This is a genomic window from Gilliamella apis, from assembly GCF_030758615.1.
In the GTDB taxonomy this organism is placed as follows: domain Bacteria; phylum Pseudomonadota; class Gammaproteobacteria; order Enterobacterales; family Orbaceae; genus Gilliamella; species Gilliamella apis_A.
In genome coordinates this window covers 56,688-80,675 of record NZ_CP132381.1, presented here as the reverse complement: position 1 = coordinate 80,675, position 23,988 = coordinate 56,688, and the positions used below count along the sequence as shown (strand labels likewise).

Below are 23,988 nucleotides of genomic sequence, written 5' to 3'. Positions count from 1 at the left end.
TGATTATATGTTGATATAGTTAACTTCGCTACTATAAATTTATTTTTTAATTGGTTATTTGCTCTTTTTATTTTAGTCGCAAATAGTTATAGTTAATTTGAATAGTAATTGACAATTATTGTTTAGGATAAGGTAAGCCATAAACTATTTTAAAATATTACAGGGCATTGCCCTGTAATAAGTTTGGTTATTTTTTCGGTAATAATGTAAATATTTTAGGATTTTGACCTATCAATTTTTGCGCAAGTTCGTTGACGGTTTCTAATGAAATATTTTCAACTTGTGTTATCTGTTGATTTAATTGTACAAAATTACCATCATCTGTTGCTGTTTGAGCGATGGCAGTACTCCAATATTGTGCACTTTTTTGTTGTTCTCTGTAATCTTCTTTCCATGCTTTTTTCGCTATGATGAGCTCTTGAAGATTAATACCATGTGAACGAATATTGTCCATAACTTGATTAACTAAGGATTTAATTTCATTGACCCGTTTAGGATCGGTGGTGAAATTAAGTCTAGCAAGGTAGTAAGATTCTGGTTTCTTGATTATCTGCTCTGAAAAAATAATAGTATAAACACCAGAGTTTTGTTCTCGAATAGAAGTATGTAAGCGAGCATTTACAACTTTATCAAGCAAATTTAAAGCAAGTTGATTGTTTTGACTCCAATCTGCTTCACTTGTATACAATAGACTTACCATTGCTTTATCACTGGTACCATATGGATAATTAAATTGCATTGGCTTGTTAATTGGCGTGATATGATTGTTATGCCAATGTAACTTAGTGGAATTACCGTTAATCCCTGCAAGCCATTTTACAGTTAATGCTTTTAGTTGCTTTGTATCTACATTACCAGAAATCGTTAAAACCATCGAATTTGGTGATGAGTAAAGCATTTGATAAGTCGATTGTAATTGTGTGCTAGTAAAGTGACGCCATGTACCATTTGGATGAACCATTAAACGTTGACTATTATTAAATGTATTTTTATGGATAAAATCTAAAAATTTTCTTTCTATTGGTAATTTATTTTGCATCAACATCGCATTTTGCTGTGCTAATGACAATTTTTGTGAATTAAATTGTGGCGCTGTTAATTTTAAATAGAGTATAGAAAATAACGTTTCTAATTGATCATCGGTTGTACTACCTTGAAAACCATGATGTAGAAGCTCAGCATAAGGTTTTAATTCTCCATATTGCCGTAATTCTTTACTGCTATAATTGCCATAACCGCTGAGTTCAGCTAATTGCTGAGACCAAGTTACTGCTCCTAATTGTGAATTAGCATCTAATGATTGACCGCCTGGAATTCTTAAATTGATTTGGATATTATCAGTTAATTTTTGATTTGGGTATACAATAACCCTCATACCATTATTAAGAATCCACTCTTCGCTATCAAGCTCTTTTAATGCATTTGTTTTAACGATAGTACCTTGTACTGGAGGTGCAATAATTAAGGGTTTATTTTGAGTTTGATAAGAAAATTCACTCAGTTGAGTATCATCTTTATGTCGAGTTGCTTTCCATAGTGCAACAATAGCACTTTGTGATATTATTTTTTTATCATTATCAGGTCCGATAATTGCAAGGCGTAAATGACTTTGCTCTAAACGACGAGAAATAACTTGTTTAAGCTTTTCCGGCGTTATTTGATTAATAATTGATTGTGTTATAGCTAATTGCTGTTTTTTATTTATCATTGGCATTTGGTATTCGACTGCCGTGGTTAAGCGTTCAGCTAATTGGTTATTACGATAATTATTTTCACTTGCTGCTTGTTGTGATAATTTGATTAATATCTGTTTAGTGGCCTGTTCGTACTCTTTTTTAGATACAGGTATTATCGCTAATCGTTGCAGCTCATCAAACATTAATTGTAGGGTTTCTTGATAATGATTTTGATTTGGAATAGCAAATAGTAGGTATTGTATTCTTTTTTCATCTAATAAAACACTTTGCTCTTTCACTTGAGCTAGTTGCAATTTTTGATTTTCAGTAATCAATTGCAGGCGTTTATTTAGAATAGATAGCCAAATTTGATCTACAATATCATCAGTCATTCCTTGTGAAGTATTTAATGGTGCAATAGCATCGCGTTGCAGCATAATTTGGATCAATCGTTGTCCTTGCTCTGCATCAAATATCATTTTAACTAGCGGAGTCGGCTGAGAAGAAAATTGTCGTAAAGATGGTATATCTACTGGTGAGTTTCCTTTATCTGCAACACCAAAATATTTGTTTATCTGTTGGCGTATAGATTGTTCATTAAATTGACCAACTACAATTAAGCTCATTCTTTGTGGTTGATACCATTTTTGATAAAAAGTTTTAGCTTCTTCAACCGGACTATTTTTGATTAAAGATAACGATCCAATAGGTGAGCTATTAGCGTATAAACTTCCTTGGTAACGTAATTGATCGAGTTGTTCATTAATTCGATAAGCAACACCTTGTCGTAAGCGCCACTCTTCGACAATTACATTGCGTTCTTGATTAAAATCTGCAGGATCAAATGAGATATTATAAGCCCAGTCTGCCATTACCTGTAGACCAGTTTGAATGGCTTGTGGATTGGTTGGTAATGATAATTTATATATTGTAGAGTTAAAACTAGTAACGGCATTAATATGCGCTCCAAATGTTATACCATATTTTTCTAACTGTTTCCGGCTTGATTGGTTAGGGAAGTTTTTTGTACCTTTAAATGCCATATGTTCAACAAAATGTGCTAGCCCTTTTTGCTGTTCTGTTTCTTGCACTGATCCACTATGGACAACTAATCTTAATTCAGCGTTATCACTCTGTTTTGGCATTAAAATTACTGTTAAACCATTATCCAATTGATAACGTTTTATCATGGGATCTTGTGGGAGTGATGGGCTTTGTACACAGGCTGTTAGTACAAATAAAACACAACAAACAATCAAATTTTTCATTTTTCGTCCTATAAAAATACTTTAGATATTGTTATCTATATAAATATCTACAATGTTTTATTAATATTAATTACTTGGTTAACTAATGGCTCTAATTCATTTTGATGTGAAACTAATACTATCGCACTATGTGTTAACGTTTTTTTTAAGCGATCTATCATGATTATTGCACTGTCAACATCTAGCCATGATGTGATTTCATCAAGTAATAATAAGTCAGGTTTATTCAGGTATAACCTAGCAAATAATAATCGTTGCTTTTCACCGCCAGATAATCTTATTTCCCAGTTATCTTCTTTTTCTAGCTCATGATTTAGCTCTGTTAATCCAGCAAACTCTAATGCTTTTTCTAATTCATTTTGATTATAAACATTGGCATTTTGTGGATAACTTATTAGATCAGCTAATTTGCCAAAACCAATATAACTTTTTTGTGGTAACCAAATATAGTTATCTGTCCGATTTATCGATCCAGAAAAATGAGGCCAAAATCCAGCTAAACTTTTTAATAATGTTGATTTACCACTTCCTGATACACCTTTTATTAGTAATGATTGTCCCGCTTTTAATTGGCAAGAGATGGAAACTAATGGGAAATTATTAGTATTCATGACTTGTAAATTAGCTACCTTTAATAGATAGTTAGATTCTAAATCATCATTTTTTATATTAGGTTCAATTGGTTCTTCTAGTAATATGGCAAAATTATAAAGTCTTGTTACTGTTGCTTGCCATACTGCGATATCTTTATAACTGAAAATAAACCAGCTTAATGCGCTATTGAGTTGAGTAAATGCCATCCTAATTTGCATCAATCCTCCTAATTGGATTGCACCGCTAATAAATTTAGGTAAAGCAAAAAATATTGGAGCTAATGATGAGATGTGGCTAAAGCCATTGACGAAAAGCAGTAAGTTTCGTTCTTTATTGATCAACTGGTACCAATTGCGGATGATAGCTGAAAAATGGTGTTGTAGTTTTGTTTGTTCTTGCTCCTGTGCATGCTGCCCAGCAATATTATCACTATTATCGCGACATCGAATTAGGGCACTACGATAGTTTGCTTCATTTTTTTGTTTTTCAACATTAATACCATGTAGTTTTCTACCAATTAAATGGGTAATTAATATACCAAAAGTGACGTATAAAAGGCAGACGAAAAACATATAACCAGGTATGGTTATTGTGACGTCAAACAAGGTGAATGAAATTGATCCTGATAAATTCCATAGGATCATTGAAAACGAAACAAAAGTGAATGTTGATGTTAAAAAAGAAATGAGTAGACCTAATGATTGCGAAATTAATAGATGTATGTCTTCAGCAATACGTTGATCTGGATTATCAGGTTCAAGTTGTCGATTTTGTAAATGGTAATGCTGCCCATTTTTTGACAGCCATTTTTGGGTAATATGCACTGTCATCCAATTACGCCATTTTATTAATAATTTTTTTCTTAAATAATCAGCATAAACAACTAATAAAATGAGAATGGCAATCAATAGAATGAATTGTAATAATAAACTGTAAATAGTAGTACTATCAAGACGTTGTAAAGCATCAAAGAACTTACCATTCCATTCATTGATTAAGACATTAAACCAGATTGATGTTAAACTCAATCCAATAGTAACAATTAGTAATAACCAAGCGACCATTGATTGTGATGATCGCCAAAAAGGTTTAACTAAAAAATAAAATTGTTTTAACTTGCTCACGATCTTATTATTTCTATTAAGTTACTTAAAAAACAAAATGATAAATGATGGTAGACTAGAAATCATAGCCGATTTGCATCCAAAATTGGCGACCTATATCATAAGAATTTAAGATAATAGGGTTGCCATTAGCGTCAACACCATAATTATATCGATCAGTTACATTGCGTTTATTTAATAAATTATTGACTTCCAATGACATATTCGCACCATAAGCAAAACTCGGTTTCCATAGCATTTTTACATCCCAACGAAATGTACTACCAAAATCTTCACGATCATAACGTGCTAATTGGCCTTTGTCTGGATCCCATTTGTATGAGCTTTCATATCTCACAGCTTGAGAGCGTTGAGCATGCCATTGGAACTGATTATAAATTGACAGGTCATAATCAGGAAACGCAGTCGTAAGCTCTAAATTAAATCTTAATGGAAGATTAAAATCAGTTGCTGGTAATTTGGACGCTTTAATAACTTTGCCATTATAATAAACATAATCTTTATTAATTCTTCCTCCGGCAGCATCATAATGAGCATAACCTACTTTTGGTGTATTACTCTGATTTTTTTCCCAGATAATCGATGCTTTTAAGGTATTTTCAGTTGTAGCGATCTTCCATTTTTCAGGATTAGTTACACTAATAGCAAAACTGTTATGTTCACTTTTACCTGTATTGTCAAATTTGCGTACCGAAGATCTAGCATATTTAGGTTTACTGACTACTTCGTCACGGCTATTACGGTGTACATATTCAAATTTCCACAGTGTATCAAGAATTTTTTGTTCAATACCAAAGTTAATTTCATCACTGTAAGGTGTAGAAAGATGATTTAAACCTTCAAAATCAGTTTCGTTTATCCACTTATCATCAATGACATCACCTGGCTTACATCCGTAACAGTTATATAATCCACCATTTTGTGCACCATATAATGCATAGCCCATCATTGTTCTACCGTAATAGCGGTTATAACCAGCAATTAAATTAGTCTGTTTAGTACCAAATAGGTCATAGGTTGTCGCTATTCGTGGAGCGACATTATAATTTTTCACAAAATTGTCGTAGTCAACCCGTATTCCTGGTTGTAAGGTTAAACGGTGATAGGTGATAGTATCGTCAGCATAAAGTGCGTAGTTTTTATAATCTGCACTATAAGTCCCTTTCTTAAAGGCATTGATCATCCAATTCTTCCAGACATCATTATAATTAACAAAGTTATATCTAAAAAAGTCTTTATTACGGATATAAGATGCGTTTGTTTTTTTGAATTCAAATCCAGATTTTGGTTGATGTATCGTGTTACCCCAATTAATTGGTGTAAATGTGAATTTACCTTTTAATTCGGTATTTTTTTGTTTAGTTTTTAAATCACCAATACCACCAGATTGTTTTTCAAAGTTTTCATCTTGTTCTATCCAATTTTCATAACGATAAGAAACATAATATTTTTGGTCATCTTTACGTTTATCTTCTAGCACTTGGTAACCGGTAGTCAATTCTAATTCACCTAAATCTTGTTGCGAAGTTAACTGTAATGATGAGCCAATGCCAGTATGGTTAGTTTTAAATCCAGAATTAGCAACATTGGCAGAAAATGAATAGTCCTGGTAATTAGAATAATTTACTGACCAATCTAAATAGGTATTATCTGTCATATACCAACTAAATTTAGATAAGTAGTTATTGGATGTTCGTGTTTGATCTTTATAGCCACCAGCAGCTTCAATATCTGCAATTTCGTTTGATGAGTCTAGAATAATTGCTTCACCGCGATAAGCGTAAGATGAAATATCTGATTCTTTTCGAGAAGCGGAGAAAACAAAACCTAAATTATCAGTGATACCAGATTCAAACCATCCGCCAAAGTTTTCTTTTTTATAATGTGGTTGAAAACGATTTGGTCGGTTTGAAGTATTTTGTGTAGGACTAAAATCAACACGTTTATCGGTATGTATTTTATTCCAAGCTGAACGAGTAGTATTGTAGTAAACACTACCTCCTGTAGTATATTTCCAACGACGTCCGGTAACATCAATAACACCGCCAGTAAATCCACCATATTCTACTGGAATGTTCTTATCATAAACTTTAACATTATCGATTAAACGACTGTCAATATATAGACCTTGCTCATCAGAATTAATACGTGTAGCCGTAATATCATCATTAGGATTTGACGGATCAATATCGTTGTTAAAACTAATGCCATCTAGCATAAAGTTATTTTGATAGCTTGATGCGCCATGAATTGTAACTTTAGAGGGTTTGATTTCCCCTTGTTGATTGCCATTATTGCTGCTATTTGATACTTGAATTGACGGTAATGTTTTTAAAATATCGGTAATATTGCCGTTACCCATTGTACCGGTACGAATTTCTTCTGATGTAATAAGTTCTGGTTGTGATGCTATAGGATTGGAGTTAAATTTTGCTTTTACAACCATAACCTCTTTTTTATTATCCTCTTTATTTTCTTCAGTTAGTACTTCTTTGTTATCTTGATGTTTTTTTTCATCTTGAACATCTTTGGCTTGAATATAAATTGGAAATAATAAACAACAGAAGATTGAGTAGATTTGATAAGGTTTACGCATGATAAATTTAATGATAACTAATTTAAATAAGAATGGATCTTATTATCATTATCATTTAAATCAATTTAATTTGACAGAAATGTGACATATATCACATTTTTTATGCATAACTATGTATTATGTCTTTATTAAATAAAAGTTTTTAAAAAAAGTTGTTGAATTGACTAATAGTTGACTATAATAGTCAACTATTATGTGATTTTATTAATGGTATTGTGATGAAAAATTTAGTTTGTTATAAAACGTTACCTATTTGGGATGTTAATACTTTACCAACTTTGTTTCGCGAAAAGCATAATACACAAATAGGTACATGGGCAAAATTAAACATTATTAAAGGTTATGTGAATTTTGATATGTTAACCGAACAGGGAGATATTATCTCTCAACATATTTTCGATGTTGATCATCAACCTCCATTTATTTTGCCTCAACAATGGCATCGAATTGCGCAAGTATCTGATGATCTACAGTGTCAACTGGCTTTTTATTGTCAACCTGAAGATTATACCCAGAAAAAATATCAAATGACGAAAACGCATTCTGATGTGTTAGATGTTTGTCAAATTATTCAAGCAGGAAAAGCTTTAGATTTAGGGTGTGGTTCTGGTCGTAATTCACTTTTTTTGCAGCTGACTTGGCTTTGATGTTGATGCTGTTGACAAATCGGAGATGACTATCAGTAATTTACAACAAATTATTGCCAATGATGATCTCTCTCATATCAAGGCATCTATTTATGATATAAACCAAGCTAATCTTAAAGGTAATTACGATTTAATTATTTCAACAGTTGTAATGATGTTCCTACAACCAGATCGAATTCCTGATATTATTGATAATATGCAAACTATAACCAAAACGGGCGGTTATAATTTAATTGTATGTGCCATGTCAACAGACGATTTTCCTTGTTCTGTCGGGTTTTCATTTACGTTTAAAGAGAATGAATTACGTAATTATTATCAAGATTGGGATATTCTAAAATATAATGAAGATGTTGGTGAATTGCACAAGACGGATATTAATGGTAACCGGATAAAACTTCGTTTTGTGACTTTACTAGCAAAAAAACGATAATATTACAGGATATCATCCTGTAATATTTTGTTTTTGACTATTGATTACTACCTAGTATTTTACCCACTTCAAACCAAGATTTACGAGAATTTAGTAGGTCTTGGGCGGACATTGGTTTTTTACCTGCTGGTTGTAATATTGTCATGTTTAATGATCCATCACTTGTGGCAATACAAATTCCTTTCTTATCCGCCTGTAAAATGGTGCCAACGGGTTGATTATGTTGAGTTGTCATAACTTGAGCTTGCCAAACTTTTATAGGTTCACCATTTACTTCAAAGTAACTAACTGGCCAAGGGTTAAATGCTCGCACACATCGTTCCAGTTGTATTGCTGATAAATTCCAATCTAATTTAGCCTCTTGTTTAGATAATTTTTCTGCATAAGTGGCTTGTGATTGTTGTTGCTTTTCTGGTTTAATTTTTCCTTGATTAATCAGTGTTAGTGTCTCAAGTAATGCTTGTGGCCCTAATTTAGCTAACTTTTCATATAGTGTTGCACTGGTGTCAGACGGTTCAATAGGGCATGCTAACTTATAAAGCATATCACCAGTATCAAGTCCGGCATCCATTTGCATAATGGTGATACCTGTTTCACTATCTCCAGCCCAACATGCACGCTGAATTGGCGCTGCACCTCGCCATTTAGGCAATAAAGAACCGTGGACATTTAAACATCCAAGTTTTGGCATATCAAGTACTGCTTGAGGTAAAATTAATCCATAAGCAACCACAATCATAATATCGGCATTAAGATTAGCAATGACGTGCTGATTTTCTACGGTTTTGAGTGTGGTTGGTTGATAAATGGGAAGATTATTTTCGATTGCTAATTGTTTTACAGGGCTTGCCGTTAACTTATTTCCTCGACCTGCGGGTCTATCTGGTTGACTGAAGACGGCGATGACATTATGGTTTGAGTCAATTAAAGCTTTCAAATGTTTGGCAGCAAAATCAGGTGTGCCTGCAAAAATAATATTTAAGGGTTTAGTAGCTTGTAGCATATGCAATATATCCATAATCAAAATATTATGGATATTATACTTTAAATTAAATTAAGAATCTGCAACCACAAAAATGAGTTTTTAATATCTATCACTTTTGGATTGTATAAAAGTATTGACTGAGTTATAGCGGTAAGTTACGTTCAATCATGCCTTGTTTGTAAAGTTCGTAGGTGTTGGAGAAGATTTTTTTGTATAAAAAATAATAAAAAATTCCACCAAAAACGCCACCACAAAATATGCCGGTGACAATTGCAAGGATAATAAGCTTTGATTTATTATCCTTGCTAACCTTCATATTATTGTACATTTTGGTTAATCTTTCATCTGTCAGCTTACTATTCTTTATTGTTGATTTTACTACGAACATGTATAATTTCATTAATAGATAAATAAATGTGCAAAAAATTAAAATAATACATGACATTATACCTATAAACATTAAAAATTGTTGAGCATTACTCATTTTCTAAAACCTTATTCCTTAAATTAGCTGGTCATCCAGACACTTTATAGTAACCATAAAATATAGTTTAATAAATATTTTTTTACTTAGAATGGGAAGAAAATTGGCACTAATGCTATATCAACGGCCATCACTAGAAAAGTTAAAGGTAGGCCAATTTTAACAAAATCACTAAAGCTATATCCTCCTGGAGCCACTACCATTGTTTTAACTGGTGATGAAACAGGTGTAATAAATGAAGCCGATGTTGCAATCGCCACTGTCATAGCAAATGGATAAGGTGAATAGCCAAATTTTATAGCTAAATCAATTGCAATTGGTGCAATCAAAATTGCTGTTGCGGTATTTGAAATAAATAGTCCAACTGTGGAACACAATAAAAAGATAAAGGTTAACACCATATAAGGACCAAACGATCGTAAATGAATTTCAAGCCATTCCGAGATTAATGAAATTCCTCCCGTTTTATTTAAAGCTACTGCGAAAGGCATCATACCAATAATAAGAATTAATGTTGGCCAATGAATTGACTTATAGGCATTAGCCATATCGATACAACGAGTTGCTCCCATTAATAGGCAGGCAATAAGTGCTGCAACCACATTTGGAACAATTCCTGTAACCATTAAAATTATCATCAAGGCTAGATTAAATAGTGCTACATAAGCTTGCGAGCTAGCGGGGGCAACATCATCAATATCTGAAGGATAATCTAACACTACAAAATCACTAGTACGAGTTTGAAGTTTTTGGATTGAACCCCAATCACCGCAAACTAATAACGTATCACTCATTTCTAAGCGTTCTTGGAATAAGTTATTTGTCTCAACAGGAGCATGATTTCGCCAAATACCAATCACGGTTAAAAAATATTTACTTCTAAAATCTATCTCATTAAGCGTTTTACCACATAATGATGATTCTGGTAGTAATGCTACCTCGGCCATACCAACTTCTTTTACTTGTTCAGAAAAATATTCACCACGTAGAATTTTCGGTTCAAGATTATTGGTCGTTAAAAATGTACGATAATCAGCTTCGGAATGGGACATATCCAACAAAAGAATATCGTTTTCTCTAAATTCGGTAGATCCGTTAACCGGAATGAGGACTTTTTGAAACTTTCGCCAACGCTCGATACCAATAACATTTACCCCGTGCTCACTACGTAAATGTAAACCGTCAATAGTTCGACCAACAAAAGGAGAGCCAGCAAGAATTTGTGCTCGATGCGCTCGACCAATTAATCTATAATCTCTAATTAGGTCGGTAATTTTGCGTCTTTGTGGTTGACTATTGGTTGGTGTGATTTGGTCGGCTGTCAGTAACCAATTGCGAGTTAGTACACAATAAATAACACCGACAATTAATACCCCTATACCTATTGGCGTAATAGAAAAGAAACCAAATTCAGTTAAAGTTGCTCGACTCAGTTCACTATTCACTACTAGGTTTGGTGCGGTAGCAACAAGGGTCATCATGCCACTAATTAGCGCAGCAATACATAGCGGCATCATTAATTTTTTAACATGTATACCGGTATGATTGGCAATGCTAATCGCTACAGGAATAAATATCGCCACCACGCCTGTTGAGCTCATCACCGATCCTAATAATGCTACACCTAACATAATAAATGTTATAATACGTATATCATTTTGACCGGCGGCTTTTAATATGTATTCACTCATTTTGTAAGAGATACCGGTTCTTACTAAGCTTTCTCCAATAACAAATAGTAATGCGATTAAAATAATGTTTGGATCGCTAAATCCTGAAAGTGCTTCAGCTGGTGTTAAGACACCGGTAACGGTGATTGCAGTTATAATGAGAAGTGCAATAATATCCATTCTTAATTTACTGAATGAAAACAGTAAAATAGCAATAAAAAGTAATAAACAAACAGTAATAAGAGGATAATATTCGATTATATAATTAGGCAAAAAAGCCGACATTGATGATACAAAACTATGTCCAGATGACAAATGTTCCACAAAAAGTAGCTCTATAGTATTGAGTAGATTTTCGACATAATACCTTGATTCATTGTAATAGGGAATATCTTCAAATAAAGATTATTGCGGCAATCCTTTACCATTATGACATTTTTAACATTTTCTGCTGTTTTATTTTTCGACTATTCGTATTCATAAAACTAGATGTAAGTTAGTCAATTTGAATTGTTTAAATCTAAACCATGTTGAGGAGACCATATGTCATCAAAAAAATCAGTTGCACAGATTATTGTTGATGTTTTAGCTCAAGCCGGTGTGAAACATTGTTATGGTATTGTTGGCGATACGTTAAATCAGATTACTTCTGCTATTAAAAAAAGTGATGATATTGAGTGGGTACATGTTCGTCATGAAGAAGTTGGTGCTTTTGCTGCTGGCGCTGAAGCCTATTTGACCGATCAAATAACTGCATGTGCAGGATCTTGTGGACCGGGAAGTTTACATTTTATTAATGGTATTTATGAAGCACAACGAAATAAAGTACCGCTTATTTTATTGGCTAGTCAGTTGGTTACTTCTCAACAGGGAACGGACTTTCCGCAAGAAGTTGACTTTGAGGCAGTTTATAAAAACTGTTCTGTTTTTTGTCAGCAAATTACTGACCCAACCCAAGCAAGACGAATTACAACTGCTGCGGTTCAAGCTGCGATTAATCAGCGTGGGGTTGCTGTTTTAGTTATTCCTTACAATATTAGTTTAACCAAAGTTGAGGATAACAGTGGACACAAAATCTATCATCCCAAACCAATAATTCGTCCATCTGATGATGAATTGGCTAAAATTTCTGAAATTTTAAATAAAAATAGTAGAGTGACAATTTTTGCTGGGTATGGAGTGTCAGATGCTCATGATGAGTTAGTTGCTCTAGCCAATAAATTAAAATCACCGATAGTCCATACATCAAGAGCTAAAGATTTTGTTGAATATGATAATCCTTATAATGTTGGTATGACGGGGATGTTTGGTATGGAATCAGGTACCACGGCTATTAAAGAGTGTGATGTGCTTTTAATGTTGGGTGTTGATTTTGCATGGTCTCAGTTTTATCCAGATAATGCAATAATTATTCAGGTCGATATTGATGCTACTCATCTTGGTCACCGTCATAGTGTTGAGGTTGGTGTAGTCGGGGCTAGCAAACCAACCTTAGCAGACTTATTACCTCTAATTGATGAAAAAACAGATACGACATTTTTAGATAAATGCCGTGAGTTACACACTAAAGCAATCGATAAATTAAATAAAAAAGCGATACCATCAAAAACCGTCATTCATCCACAATATTTAACCGAATTGATTGATAAGTATGCTAATGATGATGCAGTACTGTGTGCTGATGTTGGTTCGGCGATGGTTTGGGCATGCCGCCATTTTTCAACCAATGGTAAAAGACGAACTGTTATTAGTCTAAAACACGGCACTATGGCCAATGCGATGCCACAAGCATTGGGTGTGCAAAAGGCCTTTCCTAATCGTCAAGTTATTACCTTATCAGGGGATGGTGGTATTAGTATGCTTTTGGGAGATTTATTGACCACAATTCAGGAGAATCTACCCATCAAAGTTATCGTGCTAAATAATAGTTCACTTAATTTTGTTGAATTAGAGCAAAAATCGGAAGGGCTTGTCGATCACTATACTGATTTAAAAAATCCTGACTTTGCAAAAGTTGCCAATGCAATGGGTCTGTATTCAATTAGAGTTGATAATTCCGATTTGCTTGAAGTGGCTGTGCAATCATTCTTAGCTCATCCAGGTCCAGCTTTATTAGATGTAAAAACAAGTGAGTATGAACTAGTTATGCCGCCAGAAATACATAGTTCACAAGTGATGGGAATGGCGCTTTATAGTGTAAAAGCATCATTGCATGGCAAAATGAAAGATGTGGTTAATTTGTTAATTGATAATTTTGTTAAAAAATAAATCATTAAGTTAACAGTTAAGTATTATCTTAAAAAATTTTGAGGAAAGGGGTTTTTTAGCCTAACTTTAACGATATCTGCCGCATATGGCGGCAGATAAGTTGAATTAAAAGCTAACGGCCCCTTCTTCCGCTGAAGTAAGATTCTCTCGAATAACCGAATAAAGTTCTCGACCAAAGCCTTGATGTGAATCAGTTAGATCGATTGGTTCTGCTTGTCGCATTGCTAGTTCAGCTTCGTCGACCAATAATGTGATTTCGCCAGTTTGACCGTTGACTCGAATCATGTCACCTTGTTGTACTTTGCTCAATAATCCTCCAGCATAAGCTTCAGGGGTGACATGAATTGCAGCTGGTACTTTACCTGAGGCGCCAGATAAGCGACCATCAGTTAATAAGGCAACTTTATAACCGCGATCTTGTAACACACCCAATGGTGTTATTAATTTATGCAGTTCCGGCATACCGATTGCTTTTGGACCTTGATAACGTACAACTACAACACAATCTTTATTGAGATTGCCAGCTTTATACTCTGCATCTAAATCATATTGACTGTTAAAAACTACTGCAGGTGCTTCAATAATTTGATGCTCAGCAGTAACAGCAGACGTTTTCATTATGGCTCGACCTAAATTGCCCGACATGACCTTTAGTCCACCATGGGAATTGAAAGGTTTTTTAATTGAAGCAATCACATTTTCATCTAAAGATTTGGTTGGGCCTTCACGGAAGATGAGTTTGCCATTTTCTAAAATTGGTTCTTTGGTATAACGGCTTAATCCACGCCCCACAACTGTTTCAACATCTTCATGTAATAAGCCTCCAGCTAATAATTCTCTTACTAGTAATGACGTTCCACCAGCCGCTTGGAAATAATTGATATCAGCTGGCCCATTCGGGTATATTCGACTAAGTAGAGGTACAACAGTTGATAAATCAGAAATATCATCCCAATTAATAATAATACCAGCAGCTTTAGCCATAGCAACAATGTGCATGGTTAAGTTGGTTGACCCACCTGTTGCTAATAGAGCAACTAAGCCATTAACAATGACTTTTTCATCAACCATTTTACCGACAGGCATATAATTACCTGATTGGTTTGTTAAGCGCGTAATCTGTTTTGCTGCTGCATTTGTTAATTCGTAACGTAATGCTGTTTCTGGATGTACAAAGGCTGCGCCAGGTAAATGTAAACCCATTAATTCGATGACCATTTGGTTACTATTCGCGGTACCATAGAAAGTACAGGTTCCGCTAGAATGGTATGATGCAGATTCAGATTCTAATAGATCTTCACGTGATGCTTTTCCTTCTGAATAAAGTTGGCGAATACGGACTTTTTCTTTATTCGATAGGCCTGAAGGCATTGGTCCTGAAGGGACAAAGATAGCCGGTAAATGCCCAAAAGATAGAGCGCCAATAAATAACCCTGGTAAAATTTTATCGCAAACGCCAAGATAAAGAGCACCATCAAACATATTATGCGACAAGCCAACAGCAACTGACATTGCAATGACATCTCGGCTCATGAGGGAAATTTCCATCCCTGGTTCACCTTGTGTTACTCCATCACACATGGCGGGTACGCCACCTGCCATTTGACCAACAGCACCTATTTCATGTAATACTTTGCGAATTTGTTCGGGGTAAGATTCATAAGGTTTATGTGCAGATAACATGTCATTATAAGAACTGATAATGCCGATATTACTTTTTAGTATATTTTTAAGATCATTTTTATCATCTAAGCAACAAGCAGCAAAGCCATGTGCTAAGTTGCTACAAGGTAAACTTGCACGAGTGACTTTTTTTAACATAGCGTGTTCTATTTTTTGTAAATAAGCCTCACGTGATGCTTTAGAACGATTAATAATTCGCTGCGTTACAGCTAAAATAGTGGAATTCACATTAACCTCTCCGATCTTTTTATTTTTTATTGTTATAAATTTATTCACAATTACATATTGAATTAATAACCTGCGTAGTTTCATTAATAACATCAATTAGCGATTGTTCAATATTGATGGCATAGACATCTTTTTCATCGGCAGTAGGTTCTTCTAAGGTGTCAAATTGTGACTGTAACATGCCAGATTTTTGGTAATGTCCTTTACGTTCAGCTAGACGCTGTTCAATAACCGCAAAACTTCCTTTTAGGTAAATAAAGTGAATATTTTCATTTTCGCCACGAATAATATCTCGATATTGTTGTTTTAATGCGGAACAAATTATGATCGAAACATCATTGACGTTACTCATCGCAAATGCGGCGTTACTAATTAGATTTAGCCACGGCAGCCTATCTTCATCATTTAGCGGAATACCACTACGCATTTTTAATATATTGGCTTTGGGATGTAGAAAGTCGCCATCTAAAAAAGCCGCATTTAGGTTATCGGCAATTTGTTTAGCAACAACTGATTTACCACTCCCAGATACTCCCATAAAAATGAAAATATTTTTCTTTTTTTCGGTCATTAGCTGATTCTCTAAACCATTCTGTTACGGGTAACATTTTGTCACTATAATCTTTTATTGCAATATAAAAAAGTTTCTTTTGTGACCTAGATCATATTTTTATTTGCGATCAAAAAATATTCATGTAGCTATTTTTCTTTGTTTTGTTGTTTTCGCTATTATTTATAGCCATTTTTGGCAACCAAGTTAAAGTGAATGTACTGGGGCTTGTAGATATGAAACTAGTTGCTAGTTAACGATTTGAAAATAATTTTTATAATCAAAATGTTACATCCATGTTGATTAAATTAGTTATTAATGTTGTGGTAAACTTTTTAGATAGTGTGTAGACTTAGATAAGTCATTATTTAAATATAAATTACTAATGTAACGATTAAATAATAACTTTTTGATTGTATGCCTAAATTTTTATTAAAACTAAGCATACAATCAATATATCAAGCATTATTTAGTAACATCATTCATGATTTTTTTAAATGCAGAAAATGAACAAAAACCATCTTTATTAATTGGACAATTTTCCATTTCTAATACAATTTTTTGCGGAGGAGTTTTCCTATTTAATTGGGTCAAATTACGAATTTGATCGGTTGACTGATAAAAATATTCAATTTTCATTAATGCTTCACCAGTCTTGTTATCGCGCCATTTTTGAAATACAACTTTTCCACCAATTGGCGTAGTTTCAAATTGATTTGCCAGTGTATACGACTTAATTTTTATGGCGGAAAATAGTGATGCAACATTTGAGTCATGGCCGACTAAAAACGTAAATTTGCTTTTGTTGTTTTTTTCTGAAAATGTTTGATTGATATAATTAACTAAATTGGCTGCGATTTGTTTGGCTACAACAGGCGAACCAAATAATACGGTATTATAATTTTCTTTGATAGCGACTAATTTCTCAAACTGCTCGTTATTCTTTATTTTACCCCAGGCTATATCTGTTAATGGTGCCCCTTCGTAATATTGTAATATAAAGGCATCCGCAATTGATGTTCCAGTACGAAGCGGGCCTGTTATACCGGGTTCTTTGCCTTTTTCAATAATGAGTTTGGTTGGTAACGCAGTAAAATCACATTGTTTATCATTTAGACAATTTGCCGAATTTGCATAATTGATTATTTTGGACATGTCATTATAGGCGTTATCCAATTTTTTATTTAATCCTTCAATACCATTTGCATCAGCAATTTGATTGATTGATGCAATGGCAGACTCTTTAAATGTTGGGCTATCATCTTTAATTACAGGAAAGAATGTAGGATCCATAGTCCCTAATTTTTCTTTATGAACAATTGGAACAATGCAACCAGGAAAAGCGCCAACCGCAAAGTACTGACCAGTTGCGATAGTTCGTTGTAAGCTATTAGTATAAATATATACTTCTTTTTCTGTTGGACATGTATTTTCGCTTAATAATTTATTATCAACTAACCATTCACTAAAATAATGTCCAAAATAACTTTCTAATACTCCACCTCGGGTAGTTAAATAACTAGCAGGTGTATCCCATTGTGGCCATTGATTAGGAGTTACTTTACCTAAAGTACTATTTGGGCTAGCTAATGGAGCTCGCAATCCATGACGGCTGAAAACCACCACTTGTTCTAATGTATAATTATCTATTGTTTCTAATGCTTGTGTTGAGAAAGATAAAGCAAAAGATAGGCCTAATATTAATTTTAATTTTCGCATAAATAACCTCTTAAGTAACGTTCGAGGAGATAAGATCACCATGATATTGCTTGTGATAAGTAGGAGGTAAACACCAATAATTACTTCAATTAAATAGTATATTTTTACTCTATATTACTTATCGATCCTAATATAATAAGAGGAAAGAAAATAGATTTAATAGACATATAAACGTCTACACGATTAACCTTTATGCCTCTTAATTTTGTTAAAAAAGTGTATAGATTTTTAAATCAAAATATTGCTAAGATCAGCTGATGTTTGATAAACAACATTACCGTTTATAATGGTTGCAACAATTTGATTATCATCATTTAATAATACTAAATTGGCTAATTTGTTCGGTGCAATACTACCTAAAATATCGTCAATTCCTAATGCTTTAGCTGGATAATAACTACCATGCAACCAAGCTTGTTCGAAAGGCATATTAGTATAATCAGCAAAATTAGTTACCGCATTCTCAAGGGTCAATGTGCTACCAGCTAAACCACCATTGTTAGTCCGAACAACACCATCTTGCATATGTACTTGTAATTTACCTAGATAATAATCGCCATTTGGCATTCCCGTTGCTTGCATCGCATCAGTAATTAGTAACAGATTTTTTCCACAACATTTATGGGCGATGTTAATCGCAGCTGGATGAACATGATGTCCATCGGCGATAATTTCGGTTTGACAGTTATCGATACTTAATGCTGCACCAACAACTCCTGGTTGTCTATGATGTAATCCGGACATACCGTTATAGCAATGTACCACGCCGCTGGCACCAGCTAATATTGCATCTTTAATTGTTTGATAGTCGGCATTAGTATGACCTAACATAACACGGATATTTTGTTCATTTAGCCATTTGATAATAGCGAGGGCATTTGGGTATTCTGGTGCTAGAGCAATGCATTTTAATGTCCCTTCAGCCAATGATAACCATTTTTCAATTATTGCTCGATCCGGTGTGCATAGAAACTCTTCAGGATGAGCGCCCTTATGTATATCACTAAAAAAAGGTCCTTCTAAATACGAACCTAATATTGTTGCGCCTGAAACGCCTTTTTTTATACTGTTTTTGACTTGTATTAATGCTGCTTCAATCTTTTCATAACTTTCAGTTACTGTTGTCGCTAAAAAAGCACCCACTCCGTGTTTTGCTAAAAAACAGCTTATGGTATTTAATGATTCATGAGTAGCATCCATAGTGTCAGCGCCCATAACACCATGAATATGAGTATCTATGAGCGCTGGTAAGAGTTTTATTTGGTTCGTACAAGGTCTATCATTAGGCTGAATATCAATAATTTTTCCATTATTAATACTGATAATTGCATTATCAATCCAACCAACAGGTGTTAAAACCTTTTGAGCACAAATTTGTTTAAATTCCATCAGAACATTCCTTATCAATAGTTGATTGTTTTTGATGTTCATGCCATAAGCTAGTTATTGTTTGCTTACCATTTTCAATAGTTTCTTGACGAATGGTTGTGATATCTAAATTTTCACGTAGTAACAAAATTTCAAGTAACAGCGGCATATTAACACCGCTAATTACTTCAATATTTTGGTGTTGATAACTTAAAACTGCCGCTAATCGAAATGGTGAACCACCGACAATATCAGTTAAAAATAAAACACCGTCACCACAATTAGTTTCCTGAAATGCTTGGTGCAATTGTTCCTCTAATTGTTCGCTACTCATACCATCAGGAAAATTTATAGCCGTAAATTGTGGTTGTTTACCAATAATTTGTGTGGCGGCTTCGTAAAGCCCGGTAGCAAAGCTACCGTGGCCGGTTAATATTATTCCTAACATAATTCCCTCTATAAAAATCCGACTAATTTACCTACAACACCAATAATAACCGTTAAACCAATTAGTTTTACTGGTGAGAAATTACGTTTCATCAAACTATAAACAATTAACGTAAAGCCAAGTGGTAATATATTTGGCATCAATTTATCTAATACATCAGCTTGAAGCGCAACATGAGCCTGTCCTGCATTTATTTCTAATGGCGTAGATAAATGTACATATGAGGCAACTAATGCTCCTATTACTGTCATACCGATTATAGATGCAGCATGTGAGATACGTTTAGTATGCGTTTTTAATAAAGGTAAGGCACTGGTACCGGCATGATAGCCATAATGAGCTAAACCAAAACGTAAGCCAAAATGTACAATATTAAACATTAGTAGGAAAATTATTGGCCCAAAAAAACTACCTTCTAAGGCTAATGATGCACCAATTCCAGCGCATATTGGCAGTAAAGTTAACCAAAATAATGCGTCTCCTATTCCACCTAAAGGTCCCATTAACGCGACTTTCACCGCGCGTATAGTTGAAATATTTTCTTTGCCTTTTTCCATGGCAAGAACTAATCCTGAAAGGAAAGTGGCGTCAAAAGGATGGACATTAATAAATTCCATATGCATATGCATCGAATTTTTAAGGTCATCTTGGTTTTTATGTATTTTACGTAATGCTGGCAAGATAGTATAAAGCCAACCTCCAGCTTGCATACGTTCATAGTTGAATGACGCTTGTAAAGCAAGGGAACGAAACGCCATTCGGTTAATATCACCTTTGGTTAGTGTTACATCTTGGCTTTGATCATAAAAAGTATCGGCTGTGGCTTTACTTGTCGCTAATGCTTGTTCCATACGTTTTGCTTCTTTCTCGGCCATTTTTTTATCGTGATCGTTATTAAATTCCATCTTCCACCTCCATTGAATCTGAGCTTACTGGCTTGTTACTATCGTTGTTTTCACGGCCATAATTAAAGAAATCAATCATTGCTATAGCTAGAGCGCCTAATGCAATCGCTAAAATTGGTAAATTAAGGAAAGTCACACCAAGAAAACCTAAAATGAAATAAGCAATATAGGTTTTCTTCATCATAATTTTCATTAACATTGCAAAACCGATGGCCGGCATCATACCACCAGCAACACTAAGTCCATCAAGCAACCATTGTGGTGATTTTTTAACTAGTGCTGTTGCTGCGTCAGCACCAAAGTAGATAGGTAAGAAAGCAACAATAAAATAGAAACAAAAAAGAATAATCATGCCAAGATAGTTTACCCATTCAATTCCTTTAAAATTGAGTTGATCAACGAAGCGATCACATTTATGCATCATTGGTGAGTATATGGTGAATAAAATAGTGATACATCCTTGTACTGCAATAGCAAATGGTACGGCAATACCTATTGCAACTTTAGGATCTGCATGAGTTAAGATTGCAAAACTGGTACCAATCACACCACCAATAACCACATTAGGTGGCTGTGCTCCTGCTAGCGGTACCATTCCCATCCATACCAGTTCTAATGATCCTCCAACATATAAACCGGTTGTAACATCGCCTAAAATTAATCCAACTAACGGCCCTATTACGATAGGTCTGTGTAAATGAGTCAGGCCATCAAATAAATCTACGCCAGCTATACCAGCTAGAAGTCCAATTAATAATGCATCCATTAACATAGTATGCTCCCTCAAGTTAAGATAGATTGATTAAATCCGCAATTTTTTCGCCAGCTTCATCAGGTACTCGGCGGATTTCGCAAGTTACACCTAATTGTTCAAGTTCTTTAAATGCTGCGATATCTGATTCATCGACAGAAACTGTTTTATGAATTTGTTTTTTACCTTCGGAAAAATGCATATTACCAACATTGACAAATTTGATTGGTACGCCACCTTTAACGAGGGTTAATACATCTTGTGGTGTTTTACAGACAATAAAAATCTTTTGTCTTTCAGCGGCTTTGCCAATAATGTCGATAGTTTTTTGTAAGGTAAAATAACGAGTTTGAATGCCTTCAGCAATAACCATGTCCATTAGATTTTGTTGGACTGGATCTTGCGAAGCACTGTCATTGGCGACTAATAATAGATTCGCACCAAGTGCATTAACCCAAGTTACGCCAACTTGACCATGAACTAAACGATTGTCTATACGTGTCATAAGAATATTAGGTGTGCTCATTGCTATTAAGTCCTTTTGTTTATTTGTTTAACAGATTCAGGTAATTAGTTTTTATTAAATGGATAAATATTAACGCCTTTTACTACTCGATTAACTTCTCCGGTTGGACAAGGGTTATCTGGAGTCAGTCCAAGATGAAGTGATTTTTCAAACGCTAACATTTGTGCGAAAACTAGATAAGGAAAAATCAACCAACAATCAGGGAGTTTACAATCTACCGATAATATTTGTTGATCTATACTCTCTTGACTTGTCAGTGCTATGACGTCGGATGCAATTTTGTCATGAACAAGCTCATTAAATAGGTCAATATCGTATTGGTGAACATATGGCTCGCTTGAGAAAAAACAGACAACTAAACTTTTTGTATCAACCATAAATTTTGGGCCATGACGTAGTCCTAATATTGAATCAAAGCGGGTTGCTACTTTACCGGCGGTTAGTTCTAAAATTTTTAAGGCAGATTCTTGTGCAATACCTGTGAAGCAGCTACTACCAACATAGATAACGCGATCATGTTCTTTACTAGCTAATTGTTTAGTTATTGATTGCCAGCTTGATAGTTTGTCTTCACAAATACTAGCAATTTCCATTACAGCATTGTGTGCTTTTTCAAGATCAAGCTTGTCTAGAAGTAGAAGTGTGGCAAGCATCATACTACTTATACTTGACGTCATTGCAAAACTTAAGTCATGTGTTCCTTCAGGCATGACTAGATGAAAAATACGCTTAGGATTGTTTTCTTTTGCCATATATTCTGTTAATGCACAGGTTGGGTTACAGGTTAAAAACAGATGGTAGCAGTCAGAAACTATTTGATCTGCTAATTTGACTGCAGCAACACTTTCTGGACTATTTCCTGATCGCGCAAATGAGACAATTAACGTTTTTTTATTTGGTGATAAATATTGCTGAGGATTAGTGACAATCTCTGTTGTCGCATAAGCGTGAACGTTACGATGAGTCTGTTCTCTTAGCCATGGTGCCAGAGCTACACCGCCAAAAGCGGACGAGCCAGCACCTGTCAATATTATTTCTAAGTTTGGATCGGAAAGTAAAGGTTGTAAAAATGATTGTAATTGACTTTGCTGTTGTGAAATGATTTGTAATAAATTTCGCCAAATTTGTGGTTGCTGACAAATCTCTTTCGCAGTATGTTGAGCGCCGTGTTGTTCTAACCAATCTAACGAATAATTCAAATATTTTTGCATAATCTATATCCTTTTTAATCATTCCAATAAATTTATAAAGTTTAATAATCTACAATGACTACATTTATTCCTAGTTGATGTAATTGTTCTAGATAATCCTGTGGAATTTTTGTGTCAGTAATGATAGTGTTAATTAGATTAATTTTTTCAATCGTACAGAAACTTTTACGACCGAACTTTGTTGAGTCAGTCATTGCGATAATTTGCTCTGAAACTTGACACATTACCTTGTTGACATTAGCTTCACCGAAATTTGGTGTAGTAATGCCAGCATTTAGATCAAAACCATCAACACCTAAAAAAAGCTTGTCAAAATGGTACATTCTTAATTGTTGTTCTACTGTAGGGCCGGAAATAGAGTAAGCTTTTGTTCTGATGTTCCCTCCAGCAATAATTACTTCTATGTCATTATTATTTGATAATTCATAGGCAATATTTACTGCATTAGTAAAAACAATTAAGTTTTTTTTGTTACGTAAATAGGGAACCATAGCTGCTGTTGTCGATCCTGAATCGAGAATGATTCGGTCTCCATCATTAACCATTTCAGCTGCTTGCTGAGCAATTTTATTTTTAATGTTCGAATTGATACGGCTTTTGTCTAATAATGGTTTATCTAAAGCAAAGGATTTATTTAACATTGCTCCACCATAACAGCGCAATATACAACCTTTTTCTTCAAGGTGTCTTAAATCGTTTCGGATGGTAACGCTTGATACTTTAAATAATTTACTTAATTTGTTAACTGATACGGTATTCTCTGTATCAAGTAAATGAATAATTTTTTCTCTACGTTGTAAAGTATTGATTATTTCTTTATTCATTTTCTACCACTCATTTGACTTTCGTTTCTT

At 34.2% G+C, this 23,988-nt stretch carries 17 protein-coding genes and 1 pseudogene; 2 read left to right on the top strand and 16 right to left on the bottom strand.

All coding sequences use genetic code 11. The features are described 5' to 3' along the window. Window positions 1-187: 187 nt before the first annotated feature. Genes RAM17_RS00330 through RAM17_RS00320 form a run of 3 tightly spaced genes read right to left on the bottom strand, consistent with a single transcriptional unit; the run spans window position 188 to window position 7,258 of the window. Window positions 188-2,944, bottom strand: a complete 2,757-nt coding sequence (locus RAM17_RS00330; RefSeq protein ID WP_306240360.1) for a M16 family metallopeptidase — start codon at window positions 2,942-2,944, stop codon at window positions 188-190. A 47-nt stretch (window positions 2,945-2,991) separates the two neighbouring features. Then, complete coding sequence (locus RAM17_RS00325; protein WP_110446973.1) at window positions 2,992-4,662, bottom strand: ABC transporter ATP-binding protein/permease; 1,671 nt, start codon at window positions 4,660-4,662, stop codon at window positions 2,992-2,994. A gap of 55 nt (window positions 4,663-4,717) precedes the next feature. Next, complete coding sequence (locus RAM17_RS00320) at window positions 4,718-7,258, bottom strand: TonB-dependent receptor plug domain-containing protein (protein ID WP_110446974.1); 2,541 nt, start codon at window positions 7,256-7,258, stop codon at window positions 4,718-4,720. A 218-nt stretch (window positions 7,259-7,476) separates the two neighbouring features. Between RAM17_RS00320 and tehB the strand changes: the two are divergent. Next, window positions 7,477-8,338: pseudogene (tehB, locus tag RAM17_RS12470) on the top strand (SAM-dependent methyltransferase TehB). 37 nt (window positions 8,339-8,375) lie between these two features. Here the strand turns inward: tehB and fmt are convergent. The 3 genes from fmt to RAM17_RS00295 form a co-directional block, all read right to left on the bottom strand. After that, window positions 8,376-9,341 carry a methionyl-tRNA formyltransferase gene (gene fmt, locus RAM17_RS00305; RefSeq protein ID WP_110446976.1) on the bottom strand — a complete coding sequence of 322 codons (966 nt, stop codon included), beginning with the start codon at window positions 9,339-9,341 and terminating at the stop codon, window positions 8,376-8,378. 124 nt (window positions 9,342-9,465) lie between these two features. After that, window positions 9,466-9,807, bottom strand: a complete 342-nt coding sequence (locus RAM17_RS00300; RefSeq protein ID WP_110446977.1) for a hypothetical protein — start codon at window positions 9,805-9,807, stop codon at window positions 9,466-9,468. A gap of 86 nt (window positions 9,808-9,893) precedes the next feature. Next, complete coding sequence (locus tag RAM17_RS00295) at window positions 9,894-11,762, bottom strand: SLC13 family permease (protein WP_110446978.1); 1,869 nt, start codon at window positions 11,760-11,762, stop codon at window positions 9,894-9,896. A gap of 258 nt (window positions 11,763-12,020) precedes the next feature. On the opposite strand from RAM17_RS00295, the gene RAM17_RS00290 reads away from it, so the two are divergent. Continuing rightward, complete coding sequence (locus RAM17_RS00290) at window positions 12,021-13,745, top strand: thiamine pyrophosphate-dependent enzyme (RefSeq protein ID WP_110446979.1); 1,725 nt, start codon at window positions 12,021-12,023, stop codon at window positions 13,743-13,745. Window positions 13,746-13,850: 105 nt separating this feature from the next. Here the strand turns inward: RAM17_RS00290 and edd are convergent, their stop codons facing one another. The 10 genes from edd to agaR all read right to left on the bottom strand — a co-directional run bounded on the left by edd (window position 13,851) and on the right by agaR (window position 23,958). Then, window positions 13,851-15,656, bottom strand: coding sequence for a phosphogluconate dehydratase (gene edd, locus RAM17_RS00285; RefSeq protein ID WP_065614709.1), 1,806 nt, complete (start codon window positions 15,654-15,656; stop codon window positions 13,851-13,853). A gap of 40 nt (window positions 15,657-15,696) precedes the next feature. Then, window positions 15,697-16,227 (bottom strand): gluconokinase, GntK/IdnK-type, encoded by a 531-nt coding sequence (locus RAM17_RS00280; protein ID WP_181414607.1) that lies wholly within the window; start codon window positions 16,225-16,227, stop codon window positions 15,697-15,699. Between the two features lie 444 nt (window positions 16,228-16,671). Beyond that, on the bottom strand, window positions 16,672-17,925 hold the full coding sequence (gene agp, locus RAM17_RS00275; RefSeq protein WP_110446980.1) for a bifunctional glucose-1-phosphatase/inositol phosphatase: 1,254 nt from the start codon (window positions 17,923-17,925) through the stop codon (window positions 16,672-16,674). Between the two features lie 228 nt (window positions 17,926-18,153). Then, window positions 18,154-19,314, bottom strand: coding sequence for an N-acetylglucosamine-6-phosphate deacetylase (gene nagA, locus RAM17_RS00270; protein ID WP_110446981.1), 1,161 nt, complete (start codon window positions 19,312-19,314; stop codon window positions 18,154-18,156). Continuing rightward, window positions 19,304-19,741, bottom strand: coding sequence for a PTS galactosamine/N-acetylgalactosamine transporter subunit IIA (gene agaF, locus RAM17_RS00265; RefSeq protein WP_086362649.1), 438 nt, complete (start codon window positions 19,739-19,741; stop codon window positions 19,304-19,306). The genes nagA and agaF overlap by 11 nt, the downstream gene beginning before the upstream one ends. An 8-nt stretch (window positions 19,742-19,749) precedes the next feature. Next, on the bottom strand, window positions 19,750-20,646 hold the full coding sequence (locus RAM17_RS00260; RefSeq protein WP_110446982.1) for a PTS system mannose/fructose/sorbose family transporter subunit IID: 897 nt from the start codon (window positions 20,644-20,646) through the stop codon (window positions 19,750-19,752). After that, complete coding sequence (gene agaW / locus RAM17_RS00255) at window positions 20,636-21,418, bottom strand: PTS N-acetylgalactosamine transporter subunit IIC (RefSeq protein ID WP_086362647.1); 783 nt, start codon at window positions 21,416-21,418, stop codon at window positions 20,636-20,638. The genes RAM17_RS00260 and agaW overlap by 11 nt, the downstream gene beginning before the upstream one ends. Window positions 21,419-21,434: 16 nt before the next feature. Then, window positions 21,435-21,923 carry a PTS N-acetylgalactosamine transporter subunit IIB gene (agaV, locus tag RAM17_RS00250; protein ID WP_086362646.1) on the bottom strand — a complete coding sequence of 163 codons (489 nt, stop codon included), beginning with the start codon at window positions 21,921-21,923 and terminating at the stop codon, window positions 21,435-21,437. 44 nt (window positions 21,924-21,967) lie between these two features. Then, on the bottom strand, window positions 21,968-23,134 hold the full coding sequence (locus RAM17_RS00245; protein ID WP_110446983.1) for an SIS domain-containing protein: 1,167 nt from the start codon (window positions 23,132-23,134) through the stop codon (window positions 21,968-21,970). Window positions 23,135-23,175: 41 nt separating this feature from the next. After that, window positions 23,176-23,958 carry a transcriptional repressor AgaR gene (gene agaR / locus RAM17_RS00240; RefSeq protein WP_086362644.1) on the bottom strand — a complete coding sequence of 261 codons (783 nt, stop codon included), beginning with the start codon at window positions 23,956-23,958 and terminating at the stop codon, window positions 23,176-23,178. Window positions 23,959-23,988: the final 30 nt, after the last annotated feature.

Bases quoted from the DNA above. Each gene is read 5' to 3' on its own strand.
- nagA (WP_110446981.1), bottom strand. From the start codon at position 19,314: ATGGAATTTAAACAAATTTGTGCTCAAAAGGTTTTAACACCTGTTGGT.
- RAM17_RS00295 (WP_110446978.1), bottom strand. From the start codon at position 11,762: ATGTCGGCTTTTTTGCCTAATTATATAATCGAATATTATCCTCTTATT.
- RAM17_RS00260 (WP_110446982.1), bottom strand. From the start codon at position 20,646: ATGGAATTTAATAACGATCACGATAAAAAAATGGCCGAGAAAGAAGCA.
- agp (WP_110446980.1), bottom strand. From the start codon at position 17,925: ATGCGAAAATTAAAATTAATATTAGGCCTATCTTTTGCTTTATCTTTC.
- RAM17_RS00320 (WP_110446974.1), bottom strand. From the start codon at position 7,258: ATGCGTAAACCTTATCAAATCTACTCAATCTTCTGTTGTTTATTATTT.
- agaW (WP_086362647.1), bottom strand. From the start codon at position 21,418: ATGTTAATGGATGCATTATTAATTGGACTTCTAGCTGGTATAGCTGGC.
- agaF (WP_086362649.1), bottom strand. From the start codon at position 19,741: ATGTTAGGAATAATATTAACCGGCCACGGTAGCTTTGCTACCGGGCTT.
- agaR (WP_086362644.1), bottom strand. From the start codon at position 23,958: ATGAATAAAGAAATAATCAATACTTTACAACGTAGAGAAAAAATTATT.
- agaV (WP_086362646.1), bottom strand. From the start codon at position 21,923: ATGAGCACACCTAATATTCTTATGACACGTATAGACAATCGTTTAGTT.
- RAM17_RS00290 (WP_110446979.1), top strand. From the start codon at position 12,021: ATGTCATCAAAAAAATCAGTTGCACAGATTATTGTTGATGTTTTAGCT.
- fmt (WP_110446976.1), bottom strand. From the start codon at position 9,341: ATGCTACAAGCTACTAAACCCTTAAATATTATTTTTGCAGGCACACCT.
- RAM17_RS00280 (WP_181414607.1), bottom strand. From the start codon at position 16,227: ATGACCGAAAAAAAGAAAAATATTTTCATTTTTATGGGAGTATCTGGG.
- RAM17_RS00330 (WP_306240360.1), bottom strand. From the start codon at position 2,944: ATGAAAAATTTGATTGTTTGTTGTGTTTTATTTGTACTAACAGCCTGT.
- RAM17_RS00245 (WP_110446983.1), bottom strand. From the start codon at position 23,134: ATGCAAAAATATTTGAATTATTCGTTAGATTGGTTAGAACAACACGGC.
- RAM17_RS00300 (WP_110446977.1), bottom strand. From the start codon at position 9,807: ATGAGTAATGCTCAACAATTTTTAATGTTTATAGGTATAATGTCATGT.